Consider the following 21,428-nt stretch of genomic DNA (forward strand, 5'->3'; position numbering starts at 1 on the left):
AAACCATACGAAGATTTATAATTGAATCAGTAACAAGTTGGGAGACACTTTATTATGGCAGTATTAAAATTAGACAAAATAAATAAAATCTATCCAAATGGCGTACAAGCTGTATTTGATTTCAATCTAGAAATTAAAGACAGAGAGTTTATTGTACTTGTAGGACCATCTGGATGTGGTAAATCAACAACACTACGTATGATTGCAGGATTAGAAGAAATCACTGCAGGTGATTTTTATATTGATGGTGTTCGAGTTAATGAAAAAGCACCTAAAGAACGTGATGTTGCGATGGTGTTTCAATCTTATGCACTATATCCACATATGACAGTTTATGACAATATTGGTTATGGGTTAAAATTACGTGGTATGGAACCAGAAGAGATAGAAGAAAAGGTAACGGAAGTTGCTGATATTCTAGAACTTACACCATATCTACATAGAAAACCTAAATCACTATCAGGTGGACAAAGACAACGTGTAGCTTTAGGTAGAGCAATTGTTCGAGAAGCAAAAGTGTTTTTATTAGATGAGCCACTTTCAAACCTAGATGCAAAATTAAGAGTTCAAATGCGAACGGAACTTATAAAAATTCACGAAAAGATTTCTGAGAAATTCGATACATCTACTATTTATGTTACGCACGATCAAATTGAAGCGATGACGATGGGAGACCGTATTGTTGTAATGCGTGATGGATATATTCAACAAGTTGCATCACCTAAAGAAATTTATAATGAACCTGTAAATATGTTTGTTGCAGGATTTATGGGAACACCTCCAATGAACTTTATTAAAGGTTCAGTAGATAAAGATGGTTGGTTTTGCTTTGGGGACCACAAATTACAAGTACCTCTAGGTAAAATTAAAGTTTTAAAAGAAAAAGGTTATATTGATCAAGCAATATTTTTAGGTATTAGACCAGAAGATATTCATAATGATCCTGTTGTTTGTGAAACATATCCAAACTCTAGCTTAAATATTAAAGTAGATTTGGTTGAATTATTAGGTTCTGAAACAAACCTATACTTCACACTAGATGAGCAAACTGCAGTTGCAAGTATACCAACTCAAAAAATTGAGAGAAATCAAGAACTTAAACTTGCATTTGATATGAATCAGTGTCATTTCTTTGATACTGTAACAGAACTAGCTATTAAATAATTTATTAATCAAAAAAGAAGGAGAATTATCATGTCAAAAATTAAAGACGTTATTGTAGAATTTTATCGCATCCCACTTCCTGAATTGGTAAGTGATGCTAAGCACGGTGTGCATACACACTTTGAAGTACCTATTGTTAGAATCTTAACAGATGATGGTAGAGAAGGTGTAGGTTATACTTACACAGGTGGATTTGGTGGTAGAAGTATTTCTAAATTAATCCAAGTTGAACTTAGAAACGTATTATTAGGAAAAGATCCTGCATGTGTTGAAGATTTATGGGAACAAATGCAAACAGGTGTACACTATGTAGGACATGGTGGATTAGCTTCTTTTGCAATCTCAGCATGTGATATTGCATTATGGGACTTACGTGCGAAAAAAGCTGGAGAACCATTATGGAAGTTACTAGGTGGTCACAATAAAGAAGTTAAAGCTTATGGTGGAGCAATTGACCTTGCATTCCCATTAGAAAAACTATTAAAACACCACAAAAATTATTTAGATATGGGATTATCTGCAATTAAAATCAAATTAGGTCAAAAAACCTTAGATGAAGATATTGCACGTGTTAAAGCTTTAAGAGAATTAATCGGACCAGATGTTGAGTTTATGGTTGATGCTAATATGGGTTGGACTGTTGCTGAATCTATTCGTGCTGCTCGCGAATTATTAAAATATGATATTTTATTCTTAGAAGAACCAATTGATCCAAATAACTATGAAGGTCATAGAATCATTGCTGATAGAAGTGGAATGGCGATTGCTGCAGGTGAAAACTTACGTAACGTTAAAGAATTCTATAAGATTATGACAGAAGGTAAAATTGATTATCCACAACCAGATGCTTCAAACGTTGGTGGTATTACTGGATTCATGAAGGTTGCAAACCTTGCTCAAGTACTTGACTTAAAAGTGTCAACTCACGGTATGCAAGAATTACACGTTTCATTATTAGCTGCGTTACCAAACGCAGGTTATTTAGAAGTTCACTCATTCCCAATTGATCAATATACTAAACGTCCTTTAGTGATCAATAAAGAAACTGCACGTGCAGTTGCACCAGATACAATTGGTATTGGTGTAGAGTTTGACTTTGAAAAACTAGCACCACATAAAATGGATTTTTAATAAAATCTAAATATAAAGGTAACAAGAATGATGAAAATCTATGAAATTAAAAATGATTATCATCAATTGAAACTATTAGAACATGGAGCCACAATTTATGAGTGGCTCTGTTTTTCTAACAAAACTTCAATTGTATTAAATAATCAAGATATGAACATCTATAAAGATTCAACAAAAGGATACTTCGGATCAACAATTGGTAGAGTAGCAAACCGTATAAAAAATGGAAAGTTTAAATTAAATGATACAGATTATCAATTACCACTAAACTATTTAAACAAACATACATTGCATGGAGGACCATTAAGTTTTAATACAAAAACTTTTGAAGTCGTAGAACATAATGATTTATCAATTAAGTTTAAATATATTTCAAATCATTTAGAAAATAATTTTCCAGGAGATTTGATTGTTTATGTAACATATACTTTAGAAAATGAATCTATGATCATGTCATATGATGCAATTTCTAATCAAGATACAATCGTAAATCTTACAAATCATGCACACTTTAATTTGGGTGATGAGACAATATTAGAACATGAACTTCAAATGAATGCAGACCGTTATTTAGAAGTAGACAGTGAGTTAATACCGACAGGAAAAATCGTAAAAATGGATATTGAACCGTTAAACTTTATAACAAAAAAGAAACTTAAAGAAGGTATTATACCCCTACAAACAGCTCAAACTAAGGGTATTGACCATGCTTACTTATTCCATAATGATTTACCAAGAGAACTTACTTTATCTTTTAAGAATAGACAACTTAAAATTGAAACATCTTATCCTGGGTTACAAGTATATACAGTTAATAGAAAATTTGAACAATTAACAAAGGATGGTAAAGATATACCACTTCATGGGGCAGTAGCATTTGAGTGTCAAATAGAACCGGATGCTATTAATCACGAAAACTTTAATTCAGTAATTTTAAGAAAAGACGAAAAATATCATCACTTTATAAAATATACGATTAAAGAATCATAATATAAAATTAAAATAGACCGATCACTTTCATGTGATGGGTCTTTTTACTTAAATACTTCAGTAAATAAGTCAATATAAGCCAATCCGTCTATAGTTACATACACAAATATAGTTAAATTGCACATACTTAAAAATGCCTAAATTTTATATAATATAATTGAATAAAACGCTTACAAATGCGTAAATATAATCGGAGGGGAAAAATAATGCAAAAAAGACGAATGTTATTGTTTGTTTTAGGTTTATTATTGACATTTTTAGTAGTAGCTTGTACACCAGATGCAACACAGTATAAAGTTACCTTTAATAGTCATGGTGGACCAAGTGTAGCAAGTCAAACAGTTGACAAAGATGGTTTAGTAACAGAACCATCAATTACTCGTGATGGTTACACTTTAGATGGTTGGTTTAAAGAATCAACATATGATACGAAATGGATATTTACAACAAATAAAGTAACAAGTGATATGACACTCCATGCAAAATGGACAGAAAATGCTCAGACAACTTATACAATTACATTTAATACAGATGGAGGACAGGCTGTAGCAAATCAAACCAGAACTGCAGGTCAAACATTTGGTAGTTTACCAGAACCTACAAAAGCAAATCATACATTTGCTGGTTGGTTTTTAGATCAAAATAAAACTCAAGCAGTCGTACCATCTGGTTTAGTCACATCAAATGTGACTTTATATGCTAAATGGAATATAATAATTGAAAGTTTTACTGTTACGTTTGATGCAGGACCTGGTGCAGATGTTGAACCAGGAACAAGACAAGTAGCATCAGGTACAAAAGTGTTAGCACCTAATACAGATTATCCAAATTATGAATTAATTGGATGGTTTAAGGAAGCAGGTTTTGTTAATGAATGGGATTTTGATGTAGATGTAGTGACATCAAGTATTACATTATATGCAAAATGGGAGCTCATTCCAGAAGGATTAGCTATTCATACTCCTGATGAATTTTATAACTTAGTTAATGGTACATCAACCTATGAAGCAGGTCAGAAGTTCTATTTAAGAAATAACTTAGATTTTACTAATTTTAATTGGGATGGTACAAAGTTTAATGAAACAGACATTGCACCACATACATTTAATTTAAATGGAAATGGTAAAACAATTTCAAATCTTTCATTTGTATCAGCAGGTCAAGCTGGTATTATACCTAGAATGGCTGGTGGATCTGTATTTGGATTAACACTAGATAATGTTCATGTAGAAGGCACTTCACAAGGTGGTATTTTAGTAGGTAGAGTTATGAATAGTTCTACAGTAACCTTCTCTGAAATCACAATTAAAAACTCATCTGTAAAAGGTGCATCAGCTGGTGTTGGTGGACTAATTGGTCATATACAAGGTGCGGCTGGTTTATCTACTGTTTTAGTTGAAAAAGTAGCAATGCTTAATGTTGAAATCAATAGTATTCAAAATGGTGTTGGTGGATTAGTTGGTGATGTTGAATCATCTAAATTAACTATTAATGATGCCTTAGTAGATGTAGTAATTCACACAACAGGTGAACGTATTGGTGGGTTAGTTGGTGAAGCTAGAAGAAATTCAGGTACACAAACATTACCAGAGGTTATCGTAGACCGTGCAGTTATCTACACAAATTTAAATGGTAGTCGCTATTTTGGAGGAGTTTTTGGTCGTACAGATAATAATTTACATAATTTGGAAGTAGCCACACATGGCTCAGAATCAAAACAATTACCAGGATCCATTTCAAATGTAATCGTAATTGGCAATTATAATGGTACAAATACAAGTCCTGCATCTTATGGGCATTTAGTTTATGCTAAAGATATTGGCTATAGTGCTATTACAAATGCTTATGCTGTTGCATTTAACTTTAATGTTGCATCATTAGGTGCGGTTAATGTATTAGAAGCAAATAATTTAAGTGAAGTTGAAGATTTACCAATTCAAGCTTTTGAAGGATTCACAAGCTATTGGAAGACTGAAGCTGGAAAATTACCAGAATTTAGTAACGGTACAGCTATTACTTTAGGTCATAAAGTAACTATTCAATTAAATGAAACAGAATCACAAGTACAGTATGTAAGAAATAATCAAGAAATTAGTGATATTTACTTTGCATCTGAATTAGGACAGTTTATAAAATGGACTTCAGATGTATCTGGGGCTACAGAATTATCTCAAATTAGTCAAGCAACAAATGCGTACCCACAATTTAAAGATGTATTTGTTGTAACATTTAATACAAATGGAGGAGCAACAATTCCTGTACAAAATGTGTTAGATGGTGAAAAAGTAATTATGCCTAGTGAACCAACAAGATTTGGATACTTATTTAAAGGTTGGTATACTGATGAAGCATTGACAATCGTATTTGATGCTGAAACTTTAATTACAAGTAACTTAACATTATATGCAAGCTGGGAAGCAGTCGTTTTAGAAGAATTTGAAGTTACATTTGAAACAAATGGCGGTAATAGTATTGCGACACAAACTGTATTAGAAGGTGCATTACTACAATTACCTCAACTACCAACAAAAGATGGGTTTATCTTTGATGGTTGGTTTATAGATATAGAACTAAACACACAATTTGTATCATCAAATCCAATCACTCAAGACTTAACTTTATATGCTAAATGGGTAGAAGATCAAGGTGGAGAAGTTCCAACGGGTATCGCAGTTCAAACAGCTCAAGAATTCTATGATATGGCAACAGGATCAAATGGTGCATCATTATTAGAAACATATTATCTTGCTAACGATATTGATTTTACAGGCTTTACTTGGGTTGGTGTTTCTAGTACTTTTAGTGGTGAATTAAATGGTAATGGTAAAACATTAAGTAATTTAACTTATAATGTTGATCAAACAACTGTATTTAATGGTTTATTCCATAATTTAAATGGGGCCAAAGTTCATAATTTTGAAATTGAAAACTTTAATTTTACATCTTCTGTAGCAACTACTCGATCAGCATTTATCGCTGGTCAAGTACAAGGTACAGATGCAAGTATAATTGAAAACATTCTAATTAGAAACTCAAGTATATCAGCAGAACAATATGTAGCAGCAATTGTTGGTCGTGCAACAGGAACAAATGCACAAGTACATATATCAAATATCAAACTTGATGGCGTTACAATTAAAGGTCATTATGTTGCTGGTATTATTGCTGACTTAGATGCTGGATCATCTGGATCAACCGTTTCAGATATTCAAGCAAAAGTAACAATTTCAGGTAGAGAAAGCACAAATACAACTGAACGTATGGGTGGTATTGTTGGACGTGCAAGAAGTACAACAGCATCAACTATTTCAAGAGTATATATGGATATTACTTCTACAACAGATAAATGGGGTGCTGGCATTGCAGGTGATGCTGCAGTTAATGCATTAGTTATTAATGATGTCTTTGTTACTGGTTCTATAACTACTACAACAAATTCAGGTCCTGGCATTGTTGGTAATGGTTTTGCAAATGCTGTTGTAACAAATGCATTTGTATATCAATTCACAGGTACTGGTACAGGTGGTCTTCGAGGTACTTTAGTAGAAACTAAACCTGATCAAGCATGGTGGAATACAAACTTAACATCATTTACACAATCATTATTATGGAATTTCAATGAAACAACCGGAATGTATGAGTTGGTTTTATTTAATACCGGAAACGAAGTTGTAAATCCAGAATCATTTACAGTATCATTTGATACCGATAATGCGGGTACAATTGCTGATCAATCAGTATTAAGTGGTCAAATGGCTACAATGCCTACAAATCCAACAAAAGAAGGTTTTACATTTGTTGGTTGGTTTGCAAGTTTAGAAGCTACAACTCCATTTAATTTTGCAACACCAATTGCAAATGATTTAACACTTTATGCTAAATGGGAAGCCGCTTCTTCATTTGAAGGATTTATAGCAATCACAACAGCAGAAGAATTTAAAACTGCAGTATCAGCAAGCAATGTTGATAAAAAATTCTATGTTGCAAATGATTTAGATTTTACTGGAGTAACATGGATTCAATCTGGTGGTGGATCAAACTTTGGTGGTTACTTAGATGGAAATAATAAAACACTATCTAATATCACTATAACCTCAGAAGGTTCAGGTGTACGTGGAGGTATATTCCAAAAAGCAAGTGGTGCAACAATTAAAAACATGATTATTGATAATACAAACATTACCATTAGCAATGGTCGTGCAGGTATTTTAATCGGTGGTAGTGATACTTCAGGAGTCGGCGCAACTGTTGATAATATTACAATATTAAATTCAAATGTAAGTGGTACAGTTAATGAGGGTACTGGTATTGTATTAGGTCACTCAGCAGGTGGTACATGGAGTTTTACTAATATTAGAATTGATAATACTCATGCAACAACAAGTGTTAAAAATACAGGTTTATTAATAGGTAGAGTTGATGGTTTAGTTACTATTGAAAATATCTATATTTCAAACTCTTCTGCTACAAGTGCTGGAACGAGTACAGATTCTGGTGTTGGTGGATTGGTTGGATACTTAAATCTTGAAACAGCTTCATTAGATATTGATACAGTGTTACTAGATAATGTTAGATTAGCTGGTCGTGGGGCAGGATTTATTGTAGGTTATAACAATAAATCTGCAGCAATAACTGTTGATAATATGTATGCTTTTGTAACATATGAATACTCAGGTACAGATGGTCAACACGGAATGATTGGTAGAAGATCATCAACTGGATCTAATCAAGTAGTTACCAATGTATTTGCATACATGGTAGATGCTCAATTAACAGGTGCTGAACAGTTAGATGCTTCTAATATTCTTTCATCAGAATATACAAATGCTGATTTCCAAACAAACCTACCAGTAATATTTAACAATCAATTATTTGCATCACATTTTATAGCTTAATAAAAAAGAATGGTTTCCTCCATTCTAAAATGTATAGATTAGAGCCAATATAAACCCTTGGCTCTTTTCTAAACAGAATAATATACATATAGGGATAAAAATATATAATTATGAATAAAAAAATATTAACTTTTATTATTATGATGATTTCTTTGATATTAGTTTCTTGTAACGATAAAGATACTAGAATTTTTACAGTAACATTTGAACCTAATAATGGTGATGCGATATTTACTGAAGAAGTTGAGAAAAATTACAAAGTAACTGAACCAATGAATATTGTAAAAAGTAACTTCATACTTGAAAGATGGTATAGAGATATTGAGTTTACAAAACCATGGGATTTTAATATTGACTTCGTAGAAAGTGATATTACACTTTATGCTAAATGGAAGCCATTAGTTCCTACCTTTTATGAAATCAGTTTTGAATCAAATGGTGGTAGTAAACTACTACCAATTATGACTACACCTAATACAAACCTTATAGATTTTACAAACTCAACACCCTTACGTGATAGTTATAACTTTATTGGATGGTTTAAAGATCAAGCAACAACTATACCAGTTACTGAATCTGATAAAGTAACAAGTAACATCACACTTTATGCCAAATGGGAACTTATAATTAATTACTATAAAGTTACGTTTGAATCAAATGGTGGAACATTAGTTGAAGATTTAAATGTTGCAGAATCGACTTTAATTGATGAACCTCAAGTAACAAGAGTAGGTAATTATCAATTTGATGGATGGTATAAAGAATCCACATTTAATACAAAGTGGCACTTCACAACTGATCAAGTAACTGAAAATATAAAACTTTATGCTAAGTGGTTAAATGTCTATTCAGTCACATTTAATACTCAAGGTGGTACGTTAGTTGAAAATCAGTTAATAGCTGATGGTGGATTAGTAAATATTCCTTCAGCACCTAATAGACCTGGTTATGTATTTAAAGGCTGGTCAACTTTAGCTGATAGCTTATCAGTTTATGACTTTGAACTTCCAGTAAAGAAGAATACAATTCTTTATGCAATTTGGGAAGTTGGATCACCAATAGAAATAAAGACAGAAGCAGAGTTTATTAATCTAATAAACAATCCTGATGGGGGTAATTATATCTTAACTAAGGATTTAGATTTTGATGGACAAAAAATTGATGTTTTAAGTACCACTAGAACTTTTTCAGGCATTTTAGATGGAAATGGTTTTAAAATTAAAAACATTGATGCATCAAGTAGTTCAAATAAACAAGGTGTTTTATTTAAGCATCTAACAGGTACAATAAAAAACTTAACCATTGAAAATTCAAAATTTCAAGGTGGTGGTGAAGCTAGTGGATTTATTGCAGCACATATCCATGGTGGTGCTGTTGTTGATAACATAGAATTTATTAATGTTTCGGTAACAAATACAGGAAATTACACTGCACTTATCGCAGGAGATGATGCAAATAATTTTAACCCTAGTGTGCCAATAACAATTTCAAACATTATTGTTAGAAATTATGGAGATTCCATAGTTTCTGGAAATGAACATACAGCAGGACTTATTGGTTATTTAAGAGTTTCAAATGTAGTAGTTAATGTATCAAATATATATTTTGAAGGTAATATTAAGTCAACGGGTGCAACTGCGGCATTTATTGTAGGTAGATTTGGTACAGCAAATATAAGTCTAAATGTTAATAACGCCGTAATGAGAGGGAATTTAACTGCAACAAAACAAGTTGCATCATTAGTAGGACAATCCATATCAGGTGTTAATATTACTGCAAATAAAGTATATTTTTCAAATACAAAATTCACAACAAATGAAACTACCAACAACTCATTTGTAGGAAACTCACAAGGAACAATTACACTTACCAATGCATTTTATGCAAGTGAAACATCAGTGTTTTTTAGAGATTATGAAGGTGGAAGTAATATTAGTCCTAACCAAGGTAGTCCAAAATTAAGTGCTGAAATCACACAAAATTGGTTTAACGAATTAACATTTAATGAATTATTTAAATATGAAAATAATGATATTATACTAAACCGTACCATTACAGTAGAACCATATGGTTTAATATTTGATTTAACAAATATGAAACCACTTTATATAGTAGGTGATCTATTTGATATAGAAAACTTAATTATTAAACTACTTTATACCAATGGTCAAGTAGAAGAAATTGAGCATTCTAATCCTAATTTAATAATCGATCAACAAGTACTGGATATGAATCATTCAGGAAATTATGAAGTGACTGTATCTTATTTAGGATTTGAAAGAATCTTAGATGTACATGTTGTTGAAATTGAATCAATTTATACCTATGAAACAGATTTTGTAAGTCTATATACACCTAATCAAAATCTAGATCTTACAAATATACATGTTTTTGCTAAATTAAGTAATGATGAATCAATTAGAATATCACAATCAAATTTAGAAATTCTAACAGATTATGATAAAACTACTCCGGGTAATTATGAAGTATCGTTTAAATACTTAGAGTTTGAAACACTAAAACTTAATATAACTTTATTAAATGGTGTATTAATACCTACAGGAGATAAAGTAATTATAGAAGTTGATCAAAGTATGATAAAAAGCTCATTTAATGCTTCAAATCCACAGTTTAAAACTGTAAAAGAAGCACTACTTGCGCTTAAAAAATCAAACTTAGGTCAAGTTGAAAAAATCATATATATTAAAAATGGTAGTTATTATGAAAAATTAACCATAGACATGCCAAATGTTAGAATCATTGGTGAGTCACAAACCCAAACCATTCTATATTATGATCAAGCAGCTGGTTTTGAAAAACCAGAAGGTGGTATTTGGGGTACACAAGGATCTGCATCTGTTGCAGTTAAATCAAATGCAACAAACTTTATGATGGCTAACTTAACAGTTAAAAATACATATGATTATTATAATAACTTAATTACTGCATCTCAAGGCGTTGCTCTAGTTAGTGAAGCAGATCAAGCTATTTATTATAAAGTATCATTTTATGGTGTACAAGATACACTATATGCAAAATCAGGTAGACAGTGGTATCTAGATACATACATTGAAGGAGCAGTTGATTACATCTTTGGTAATGGTGGTCCGGTTTTCATAGAAAACTCAACCATTCATACATTACACCGCTCAAACGCTGATGCAGTAATTACAGCTTATAAAGGATTTAATGGAAATAGTTCGGCAGATGGATTATTAAGTTATGGAGTATTATTTTATAATAATACATTAACAGCTGAAGATAAGACACCATCAAGAAAAGTGTTTTTTGGCCGTCCTTGGGCTCAAGAGGCTAATGTTGCATTCATAGAAAATAAAATTATGTTTGATAATTTAGATCCGAATCACTGGACAAGCATGAGTGGGAATATACCAGAACTAGCAAGTTTCTTTGAATTTGAGAATAAAAATAGTAGTGATGAAATACTTGCTTATGCACCAAGTCAAATTGCTCAAGTTTTAACCCTAGCAGAAAAAAATAATTGGATAAATAAAGATGTATTCTTTAACATTAATAATGGTGATTTAAGTTTTGTAGGTACATTTAATTATGATGAAAACATTCAACATCTAATAAGTTTACTTACAAATTAATTAATTGAAGTTTTTTCTCCTTGATGTTTTTATAACATCAAAATAAGGGCTCTTATTCTCATCAAGTAGGAGCCCTTTCACATAAAAATATATGCAACCTATATATAGGTATAAAAATTTTTTAGTGTAAAATCTATATTAGAAAATAAGTATAAGAATAGAGGATAAAGGATTGAAAAAAGTATTTACATTAATGATTACACTATTGTCGCTTTTTGTATTGTTTGCATGTGACAATGTTAATCAAGATGATTTAAATAAACTAAAAACATATGCAGATAATTTTACGTTTGATACAAGTTTAACAAACGATAAATTAAACATACCAAATGTAGCAACAATTACAGATTTAGGAGAAATTCAAATACTATTTGAATCCTCTAATAAAAGTGTTATTGATGAAACTGGTACAGTAAAGAGAACTCAAAATGATGAAGAAGTAACAATTACTGTTTATTTTAAATATTCTAAATTACAAGAAATAAGAACATTTATAATAACTGTAAATAAACAAACAAACAATTTGATAAAATATACGATTACATTTAACTCAGATGGTGGAACAATTATAGATGAACTAACCATAGATTCAGGAACTAAAGTTATAAAACCTATAGATCCGGAAAAATCTGGTTATAATTTTTTAGGCTGGTTCTTAAACGATTTAGAGTTTAACTTTGATACAATAATCCATTCAAATATTGAATTAATCGCAAAATGGGAACAACAAAACGAAATCAAATATAAATTAACTTTTGAAACAAATGGCGCAACATCTATCAGTGATCAACTTGTTTTAGAAAATGAAAAGTTTATAGAACCACAAACGCCAACAAAAGATAATTTCACTTTTAATGGATGGTACTTAGAACCATCATTTAACACCTTATATGATTTTAATTTAAAAGCTACTAAAGACTTAACACTTTATGCAAAATTTACACCAATAAATCAAACAGATTCAAATGTTATATATGAACACAACTTTACAACTTTAGGTAAAGATTCATCATTTTTAACATTTGATGATAAAAATTCAACATCAACAAATTATGAAACATATGATTATAAAGGTAATACACTTGAACAAGGATACAAGATGGATTCAAGTGGTAAAATCACATTTACAACTACTGAAGAAAATACAAAATTAATACTTGTTTTAGGACGAAGAAAAACTGGTGAGAATAATACACTAGTAGGACAATCAGAAGTTAAAATTAATGATTTTACACATATATTTACTGAACAGTATATTGAACTAGAAATCACCTTAACAAATATATCAACATATGTCATTCAAAGAAATAGTAGTACTTCAAAAGAGTTTGGTATACTGTTTTTTGGATTATATAAAAACGAAAAAGATACTCAAAAAATACAAGTTACATTTGATACACAAGGTGGAACACAATTAGATAATAAAACTATTGAAATTGGTGATTTATTATCACCACCAATTGATCCGGAAAAACCTAATTTTGACTTTTTAGGATGGTCAATGAATAAAGATATATATATACCCTTTAACTTTGAATCACAGATTACTGAAAATATAACCTTATATGCACACTGGGCTATTTTAGAAACATACAAAGTAACCATAGATGGTATTATTTATGAAGTAAAGGAAGGTAAAGTATTACCTCCGTTATCAGAACCAGTAATTGAAGGTAAAGTATTTTTAGGTTATTTACTTGATGGTGTAACATTTGATTTAGATACACCAATTACTAGTGATATTACACTTACATTAGAATATAGAGATGCACTTGTTTATGAACTACAACTTGAATTAAATGGTGGTAATATTACAGGTGAAACAACATTTAACTTATATGAAAATGAATTACTAAAGTTACCTCATATAACTAAGACAGGGTTTATTTTTGTAGGATGGTTTATAAACCCAGAATTAACATTACCTTTCACACAAACCAAGTTAAATGCAGATACTACACTTTATGCTAAATTTATTAATGAAAATGACGCTGAAGCGCAAATTCTTCATGGTTCATATTTTGAAGCGATTTATGCTACATGGTTAGATAATGATGCATCAAATGCAGAGGTCTTATATAAAGAATCTAATCATTCAACATGGATGAGCGTTGATAAAGAATTAATTAGACAAATTAATGCTACAACTGCAAGAGTTGATGTTGTAGGTATAAAAGAAGGATACTATGATATAAAAATAACGACTTCTAATCAAACCGAACTAAATATTACTCAAATTTATACGAATAGACAAGATAGATCTGGGTATGCACACTTTAATTACACAGAAGGTATTGGCGCTTATAATGATGATGGATTATTAAAAGAAAATGCAATAGTAATTTATGTCACAGAACAAAACAAAAATAATATTACAATTCCTGGTATTGGACAAACAGGGCTGGGTTGGATATTAAATAATAATCAATATTTTAGTAGTTCATCAAATACACATAGTACACAAAACCAATTAACCTCACTTGCATATTTTAACCAACCAATCGTATTTAGAATGATTGGTAAAATTACTGCACCTGAAGGACTAACCATATATAACTCTACAAACCAAGGTGGTTCTATTGGTGATAATGGCTCCATGGCAAGAATTAGAAATGCAAACCATATAACAATAGAAGGTATTGGAGAAGATGCAGAAATTTATGGTTGGGGTATACACTTTATGGCTATGAACGCAGGACGTGGTATAGGTTTTGAAGCTAAGAACTTAACATTTAGACACTATCCAGAAGATGCGATTGGTCTTGAAGGTGTTCAATCAGGTACCACACTTACATCCCCTGTTCAAAGAGGATGGATACATCATGTAACATTCTATGAAGGATATCATCCAAATCCTGCTGAAAGCGATAAAGCAAATGGTGATGGATCATTAGATATTAAACGTGGTGAATACTTTACTATTAGCTATAATCAGTTTTTAGGTGCTCATAAAACAAACCTTGTAGGATCTAGTGATTCATCACTACAATATCATATTACATATCATCATAATCATTGGCAAAACAATGCATCACGTATACCACTTGCAAGAAATGCTAATATTCATATGTACAATAACATATTTGAAACTACAGATGATAATCAAAACGAAGCAAGTTATGCTCAAAACACTCGAGTTAATGCCTACATATTTAGTGAAGCTAACTACTTTATTGCAACAAAAAATCCATCAAGAGTAGATAGTGGTGCAATTAAATCATTTAATGAAATTAAATATTCAACATATGGTACAGATGGTGCAACCATAGTAAATGATCGCAGTCAAAATGTAGTATCAGGAAATAAGTTTGAAAACTTTGATACAAATCCTAATGTATTTTATTATGATGAAGTAAACAAAAAATCAAATGTTGAACATCTTACCGATGCAGTTACTGCAAGAAGTGAGGTTATGATCTATGCAGGACACTTTAAAACTTATCAAGCACCAACCCTACAAAAAATAACACATATAGAACCAATAATTATAAATGATTCTATTTCACAATCTAGTACAAAAATATTAAAAGGCCAACCACTTATTGTATTTAAAATATTAGTACCTGCAGAAGTAGAAATAATTTCTTCTAACACCTCAATACCTCCTGTACTCGTAACAATTTATGGTGAGGTATTAATTACAGGTAGTGGGAAGTTAAATATAGCTCCTGGAACATATGTGATTGAATCTAGTCAAGCACATGGTGCATCTAAAGGAACATCACAAGCTAAAGAATCTAATGCAGGCTATGTCATTACAATAGATTCAGAAGAACAAAAACAAGCACGAATTGATCATACAAATGAACTCATTAATTCATTACCAAGTGAACTGATTTACTCAAAAACACATGAAGAATTAATAAATGATGCAAAAAATGCATATGATAATTTACTTGATGATGAAAAGTTATTAGTAAATCATACATTACTAACACAAAAAATAAATGCATTTAACGCACTTGGAAAAACTTTTATCGAGAGCCTAATTAACCAAATTGGTGATGTAAATGAAGAATCATTTGCTCAAATTAATATAGCAAGAAAGTATTATGATGAAGCAAATGTTACAATTAAAGCTTTAATTGATAACTATCAAGTACTTATAAATTCTGAAGAATTATTTGAGACATTTAAAATAGATGCATTAATTTCAAGCATTGATGACCTACCTAATTTAAATGAAGTTGGATTAGAAGATCTTGTTCAAATTAAAGATTTAATTATTACTTATGAATCATTATTATCGGCATATAATTTATTATCAGAAAACGATAAAAACTTAATTACTAATATTGATAAACTTCATGAAGGACTAGAAGAACTTAATGAAATGAGACTAGCCCATGATATAAAGTTATTTATTGAAAACTTAAATATTTTAGAAATAACAAGACAAAACTCATCTAACTTTGTTTATTATTATCAAAGTTATCAAACACTTCATACAAAATATCTAGTATTATTTACCCAAAATCATATTGATAAACTTCATGAAGGATGGAGTATCTACGAAGAACTCCAAGGAAATAGTTATAAGTATATTATGGATTCATCAACAAATACAGACAATTATTTCACCTTTATAGGTGATGGAGCTGTTGATATGACAACATCAGTTAACATCTATGGAAATGAAATAAGATATACATCCAAACTAAATTCATCCGCATCATTTACCTTTACTACCAAAACTACAAACTCTACACTAATAATTGTAGTAAGAACCCGTAGTATTCAAAGTGGCGGTAGATTAGATATTGATGGTGTAATATATAATTTAGATGAACTTTATAGCGAAGATGGACTTGCATATATTGAAGTTACGCTAACCGATGCAAAAACTTATACAATCAAACGTGATAACCGTGAACTTGTTGTATATTATATTGAAGTGATTGAATAAATAGTAAGAAAAAAGGATAGAATTATTAAATTCTATCCTTTTCATTTACTTTTTCAAATTATGCTTAATAATTTCAGTATAAGCCATGATCATTGGACCAACACCTTTAGCATCATTTTCAACAACTGGTTCTGATAGGTAATATGCCATTGTACCATCTCTACGTAAGTTATCCTCAGGACCTAATCCAGACACTAATACAATACCCTTTAATACAATCTTACCATCTTCATATGTAAGTCTGTTTTTTATTGTTGAATCAAATATATCTTTACCAATATTGTAGTAAGAATAATCTAATAAACCTTCATTTACAGCTTTTAAAATACCATAAGCAATAAGTAAACTACCGGATGTTTCTAAGTAATTACCGGGATAGTCTTTTTTATCTACAATATTATAAAACATTTTAGTTTCTTCATCTTGATATTGTAGTAAACCATCAATAGTTTCTTTCAATAAATTACTCAGTTCTTTTTTGTAGTCGGTACGATTCATATAAGTTGCTACATCAGCAAAAGCTGCAACTAACCAACCTATAGCACGTAACCAGTAGTGACTGGATAATCCTGTTTCTTTATTTGCCCAAAAAAGCGATTTAGATTCATCATAACAATGATAATAAAGTTTATCAGTTTCATTAAACATTATTTTACGAACCATTCTAAATTGGTTTATGATATCATCATAGTTTTTTTCGTTATTAAAATCATTTTCAAACCTAGTATAAAATACTTGCATCATATATAAGCCATCTAGCCAAATTTGATCATGATAAATTTGTTTATGCCAGAAATTATTAGACTGAGTTCTTGGCTGTCCTTCAATTTGACTATAACTATGATAGATTGCTTTAAGGTATTTATCCTCTTTAGTAATGTTATATAAATCAAATAAAATTCTTGACTGACTGACATCATCTGTAGAATAATGTGTTGGATCATACCCTTTAATGGTACCATCATCATTCACATAATAATCAGCAAATTCCGTAACAAAATTTAGATATTTTTTGTTATTTGTAGCATGATATAAAGCAATTAATGAAGATGTAAAACAACCATCGATATAATTCCATCGATTGGCTTTTCCTTGTCTTTTAACCTCGATATTCCATGCGGGTTTATCAGGAGTTGATTCAGAAATTAAATGATCAATATACTTTTCAATATGTTTATACATAAATATTCACCTCATATAAGATATTATAACGATTTTAAATGATAATCATATATGCAAATTATACACATCACACAATTATATGTGCAATTGTAACATTTACAAAAAACATGTGAAAAGTTAAAATGAAAATAGTCTGAGTTTAGGGGAGGATTTTTATGATAAAAAAATTAACAATAATAATTATGATAATATTATTTGCAGGTATATTGGTTGCTTGTGATAATAATGCAACACCCAAAATAGGTGATCAAACATTTGAAGAAATATTTGAGGAAATTAAACCAGTTTCAGAAACAAGTAGTAATCTAGAATTAATTACACAATCTACAAAATACCCTGATGCAACAATTACATGGCGTAGTAGCCAAATGAGCATCATTACAAACCAAGGTGAAGTTAGAAGACCTGATGAAAATACATCAGTTGAAATGATAGCAACTGTTACGTTAGAAGGTATTTTTAAAACAAAACGTTTTCCTGTAAATGTTTTATCTGTTGATAGTGTGATATTTGATTTAAACGCTTATAAATCTGATTACGGATTTGCATCTTTAGCAATTTCTAACAGAGCAAGCTTAGCAGAACAAGTCGTAGAAGTATCAACACCTGTTGAGTTTTTAGATGCGATGGCTAATAAATCGATTAAAGTAATAAAAATTACCAATGATTTAAACATGGGTTATGAAAATGTAGTAAAACAACTACTTTTAGAAGGTAAAACACAAGAAGAAATAGACTCACATTATACGAACGGTTCATTTTATAGAATGAATGCCAATGTACCATCACTTCATCCAACATTAATTAAAGAAGGTGTTGGACAATTAATCATTCAAGATAGAAATGAAGGATTAATGATTTATTCAGAAAATGGTGCAAAAATATCTCACTTAACGACTATTATAAAAACATCTAAAGATATCGTTATTAGAAACCTACACTTAACAGGTATCTGGGAGTGGGATGATGATATGGCAGCAAACTATGATGACCAAGACTGGGACTATTTTACTATTGAAACAACAAATGGTGTTTGGTTAGATCATCTAAAGTTTGATCAATCATATGATGGACTTGTCGATGTCAAAGGTGGTACATCTAATTTTACGATTTCATATTTAGATTTAAACTTTCAAGTAAATGATTTTATTAGAGAACAAATTAATTACTTAGAAGAAAACTATATGTCAAATGAAAATAAAACATCTGCAAATTCCAGATATGTTCGATTAAGAGAATACTTAAATCCCGAACAAATCATGGAGTACACCTCCATGCAGAAAAAAGGATTTAACTTAGGTAATACAACAATGGGCCTTGGATTTGACACAATTACTGTTACAATCCATCACTCAAGATTTATTAATTTAGCAGATAGATTACCTAGACTTCGTCAAGGTGATGTCCATGTTTATAACGTTTTACAAGACAATACTGGATTAGAACGTGTAAGAGGGTTAATTAGTGGTACAGGAATGAGTTTACCTAACCAAGGAATGGTTCCTACTGAAGAAGCTGCAATATTATATGAAAATAATAAATTAATAAATGTTGCTGAACCAATAAAAACGCATCAAGATAGTAACACAGATCCTAAATATACTGGACGTTATAAAGTAGAAAACTCAATATTAATTAACGGTAGTAACTATTATTTAGGTAGTTCAAATGAAGGTGAACAAGGAGATGATCCATTTACACCTTGGCGTCAAAGTAACTCTAATATGCCAAGAATACCATTCTTCTTTAGAAATTATCAAGAAGTACCTTATCAATACAAAGGAAATCCCGATTTAAACTATTTTGTAAGTCCAGAATCTATTGGGAAAGTATTAAATGATAATTATGTAGGACCAGGTGAAATTCCGGGACTTAACTGGTTAGAAATTAGACGTATTTTATCAAATCCAATTTCTCCTGTAGCGGTTAGGGGACATAAAATTGATCCTGCATCAATCATAATTGAAGATGATTTAATTGAAATAAATCAAGAGTTTACACCACAAAACCCTAGAGTTACGAACTTCTATAAGGGTGGAACTCAATATGTTTTAGATAGAGACTATACACTAAGTATCGATACATCTAACTTGAATAATCAAGTTGAAGGTGAATATAAAGTCATTTATACATTTAAGAATACGCATAATGATTGGGATGAATTTATTTGGGAACAAAACGTTTTAGTTTATGATGCGAATAAAGCAAACGAAATTTACCGTTATAATGCATCTAGAGAATTTAACGGCATGATTAACATAGACTATAGTGTATATAAAAACTCTGGAACAATTTATTATTTATTTAGTGATAATCCAAATCTAAATATTAGCGATTTAAAAGCATCTAATAATTTAAATTCAGCTGTAATTGAAAATGTAAATGGTAGATTAAATAATCTTTCAACATCAAGATTACCTTATATATATTTATTTACTCAAAGAGAAGATTTAACATCTGAGGTGATTAGAATAGATATAATAAATGAGGTTATTATAGAAATATCTACAGTTAATCAATTAAATGCAATGATTACATCATTTGATTCAATAGGTAAATATTATATATTAGTAAATGACATAGATATATCTACAGGCAGACTAGACCAACTTTCAACAGCAAACGTATTTGGTGGTGTATTTGATGGTAATGGTTATACATTAAAAAATTATTCTGCACAAGTATTACGTGGTGGATTATTTATGACAATAAATGGTGGAATGATTAAAAATCTAACACTAGATAATATCAATTATAATGTTACATCATTATATCAGCCATCCTCTGATGATCCAAATGTTATGGTTGAAACAAAACCAAGTGATGATGCAGGAATTCTTGCAACATATGTTTATGGAAGTGCAATTTTTGAAAATATTACAATTAAGAATTCTAGCCTAACAACTGTTAAAAACTATGCAGGTACATTACTTGGGCGTATACGTACAGGTGAGGCAACATTTAATAATATTAAAGTACTAAATGTTGATATTAACGCTACTGTAACAGCTGCTAAATATACGGGCGGTCTCATTGGTGGTATTGAAACAAATACTAAACTTTATATGAATGATATTTATGTTAATGGTCTTGACATTAAACATACCCAATCAGATATGATTGGTGTGGTTGTAGGGCGTATTCGTTCTCATGCAGAATTTAACAGAGTTGTTTTACTAGATGTGAATGTGACAGGACGTCATAACTTAGGTATTTTAATAGGAAAAGAAGATAATACAACAACAAGTGTGACTGCAAGTAATTTATTAGCCGATGTATCATTTGAATTCCAACCGGATGTTAGTGGAGTATATTCTGATTACTATGGATATGTTGTAGGAAATGCTGATGCTGGAAAAGTTGTTGTATCTAACTATTATGTTGTAGAATCACCTAACTTTATAAATTCAAAAGGATTAAATTCACAAACAGGATTTATTGTACTAAGTGAATTAAATCAAACGTGGTTTGAAGCAAATTTAGGATCGATTGTAAATAGTCAATTATGGACGATCGAATCTAATATGCTAAAATTAAACTAATATT

Annotated in this window: 8 protein-coding genes; 7 read left to right on the forward strand and 1 reads right to left on the reverse strand. The window is 30.4% G+C overall.

All coding sequences use genetic code 11. The features are described from left to right. The first annotated feature begins 54 nt into the window (after positions 1-54). The 6 genes from G324_RS0100600 to G324_RS07540 all read left to right on the forward strand — a co-directional run bounded on the left by G324_RS0100600 (position 55) and on the right by G324_RS07540 (position 16,700). Positions 55-1,164 (forward strand): ABC transporter ATP-binding protein, encoded by a 1,110-nt coding sequence (locus G324_RS0100600; protein ID WP_025724456.1) that lies wholly within the window; start codon positions 55-57, stop codon positions 1,162-1,164. 30 nt (positions 1,165-1,194) lie between these two features. Then, on the forward strand, positions 1,195-2,295 hold the full coding sequence (locus tag G324_RS0100605; protein WP_025724457.1) for a mandelate racemase/muconate lactonizing enzyme family protein: 1,101 nt from the start codon (positions 1,195-1,197) through the stop codon (positions 2,293-2,295). 30 nt (positions 2,296-2,325) lie between these two features. Beyond that, a complete protein-coding gene (locus G324_RS0100610) occupies positions 2,326-3,285 on the forward strand; it encodes an aldose epimerase family protein (RefSeq protein ID WP_025724458.1) in 960 nt (319 codons plus the stop codon). Between the two features lie 206 nt (positions 3,286-3,491). Next, complete coding sequence (locus tag G324_RS0100615; RefSeq protein WP_025724459.1) at positions 3,492-8,180, forward strand: InlB B-repeat-containing protein; 4,689 nt, start codon at positions 3,492-3,494, stop codon at positions 8,178-8,180. A 110-nt stretch (positions 8,181-8,290) separates the two neighbouring features. After that, positions 8,291-11,794: a pectinesterase family protein gene (locus G324_RS0100620; protein WP_025724460.1), complete on the forward strand. Its 3,504-nt coding sequence runs from the start codon at positions 8,291-8,293 to the stop codon at positions 11,792-11,794. 172 nt (positions 11,795-11,966) lie between these two features. Continuing rightward, the gene (locus tag G324_RS07540; protein ID WP_025724461.1) at positions 11,967-16,700 is read left to right on the forward strand and encodes an InlB B-repeat-containing protein; all 4,734 of its coding nucleotides are present in this window, start codon (positions 11,967-11,969) and stop codon (positions 16,698-16,700) included. Positions 16,701-16,745: 45 nt separating this feature from the next. Here G324_RS07540 and G324_RS0100630 read toward each other — a convergent pair whose 3' ends face one another. Beyond that, positions 16,746-17,882 carry a glycoside hydrolase family 88/105 protein gene (locus tag G324_RS0100630; RefSeq protein WP_025724462.1) on the reverse strand — a complete coding sequence of 379 codons (1,137 nt, stop codon included), beginning with the start codon at positions 17,880-17,882 and terminating at the stop codon, positions 16,746-16,748. 155 nt (positions 17,883-18,037) lie between these two features. Between G324_RS0100630 and G324_RS0100635 the strand changes: the two genes are divergently transcribed. Then, the gene (locus tag G324_RS0100635; RefSeq protein ID WP_025724463.1) at positions 18,038-21,424 is read left to right on the forward strand and encodes an immunoglobulin-like domain-containing protein; all 3,387 of its coding nucleotides are present in this window, start codon (positions 18,038-18,040) and stop codon (positions 21,422-21,424) included. Positions 21,425-21,428 lie beyond the last annotated feature (4 nt).

Origin of the sequence: Acholeplasma granularum ATCC 19168 (assembly GCF_000526235.1) — a bacterium.
GTDB lineage: Bacteria > Bacillota_I > Bacilli_A > Acholeplasmatales > Acholeplasmataceae > Acholeplasma > Acholeplasma granularum.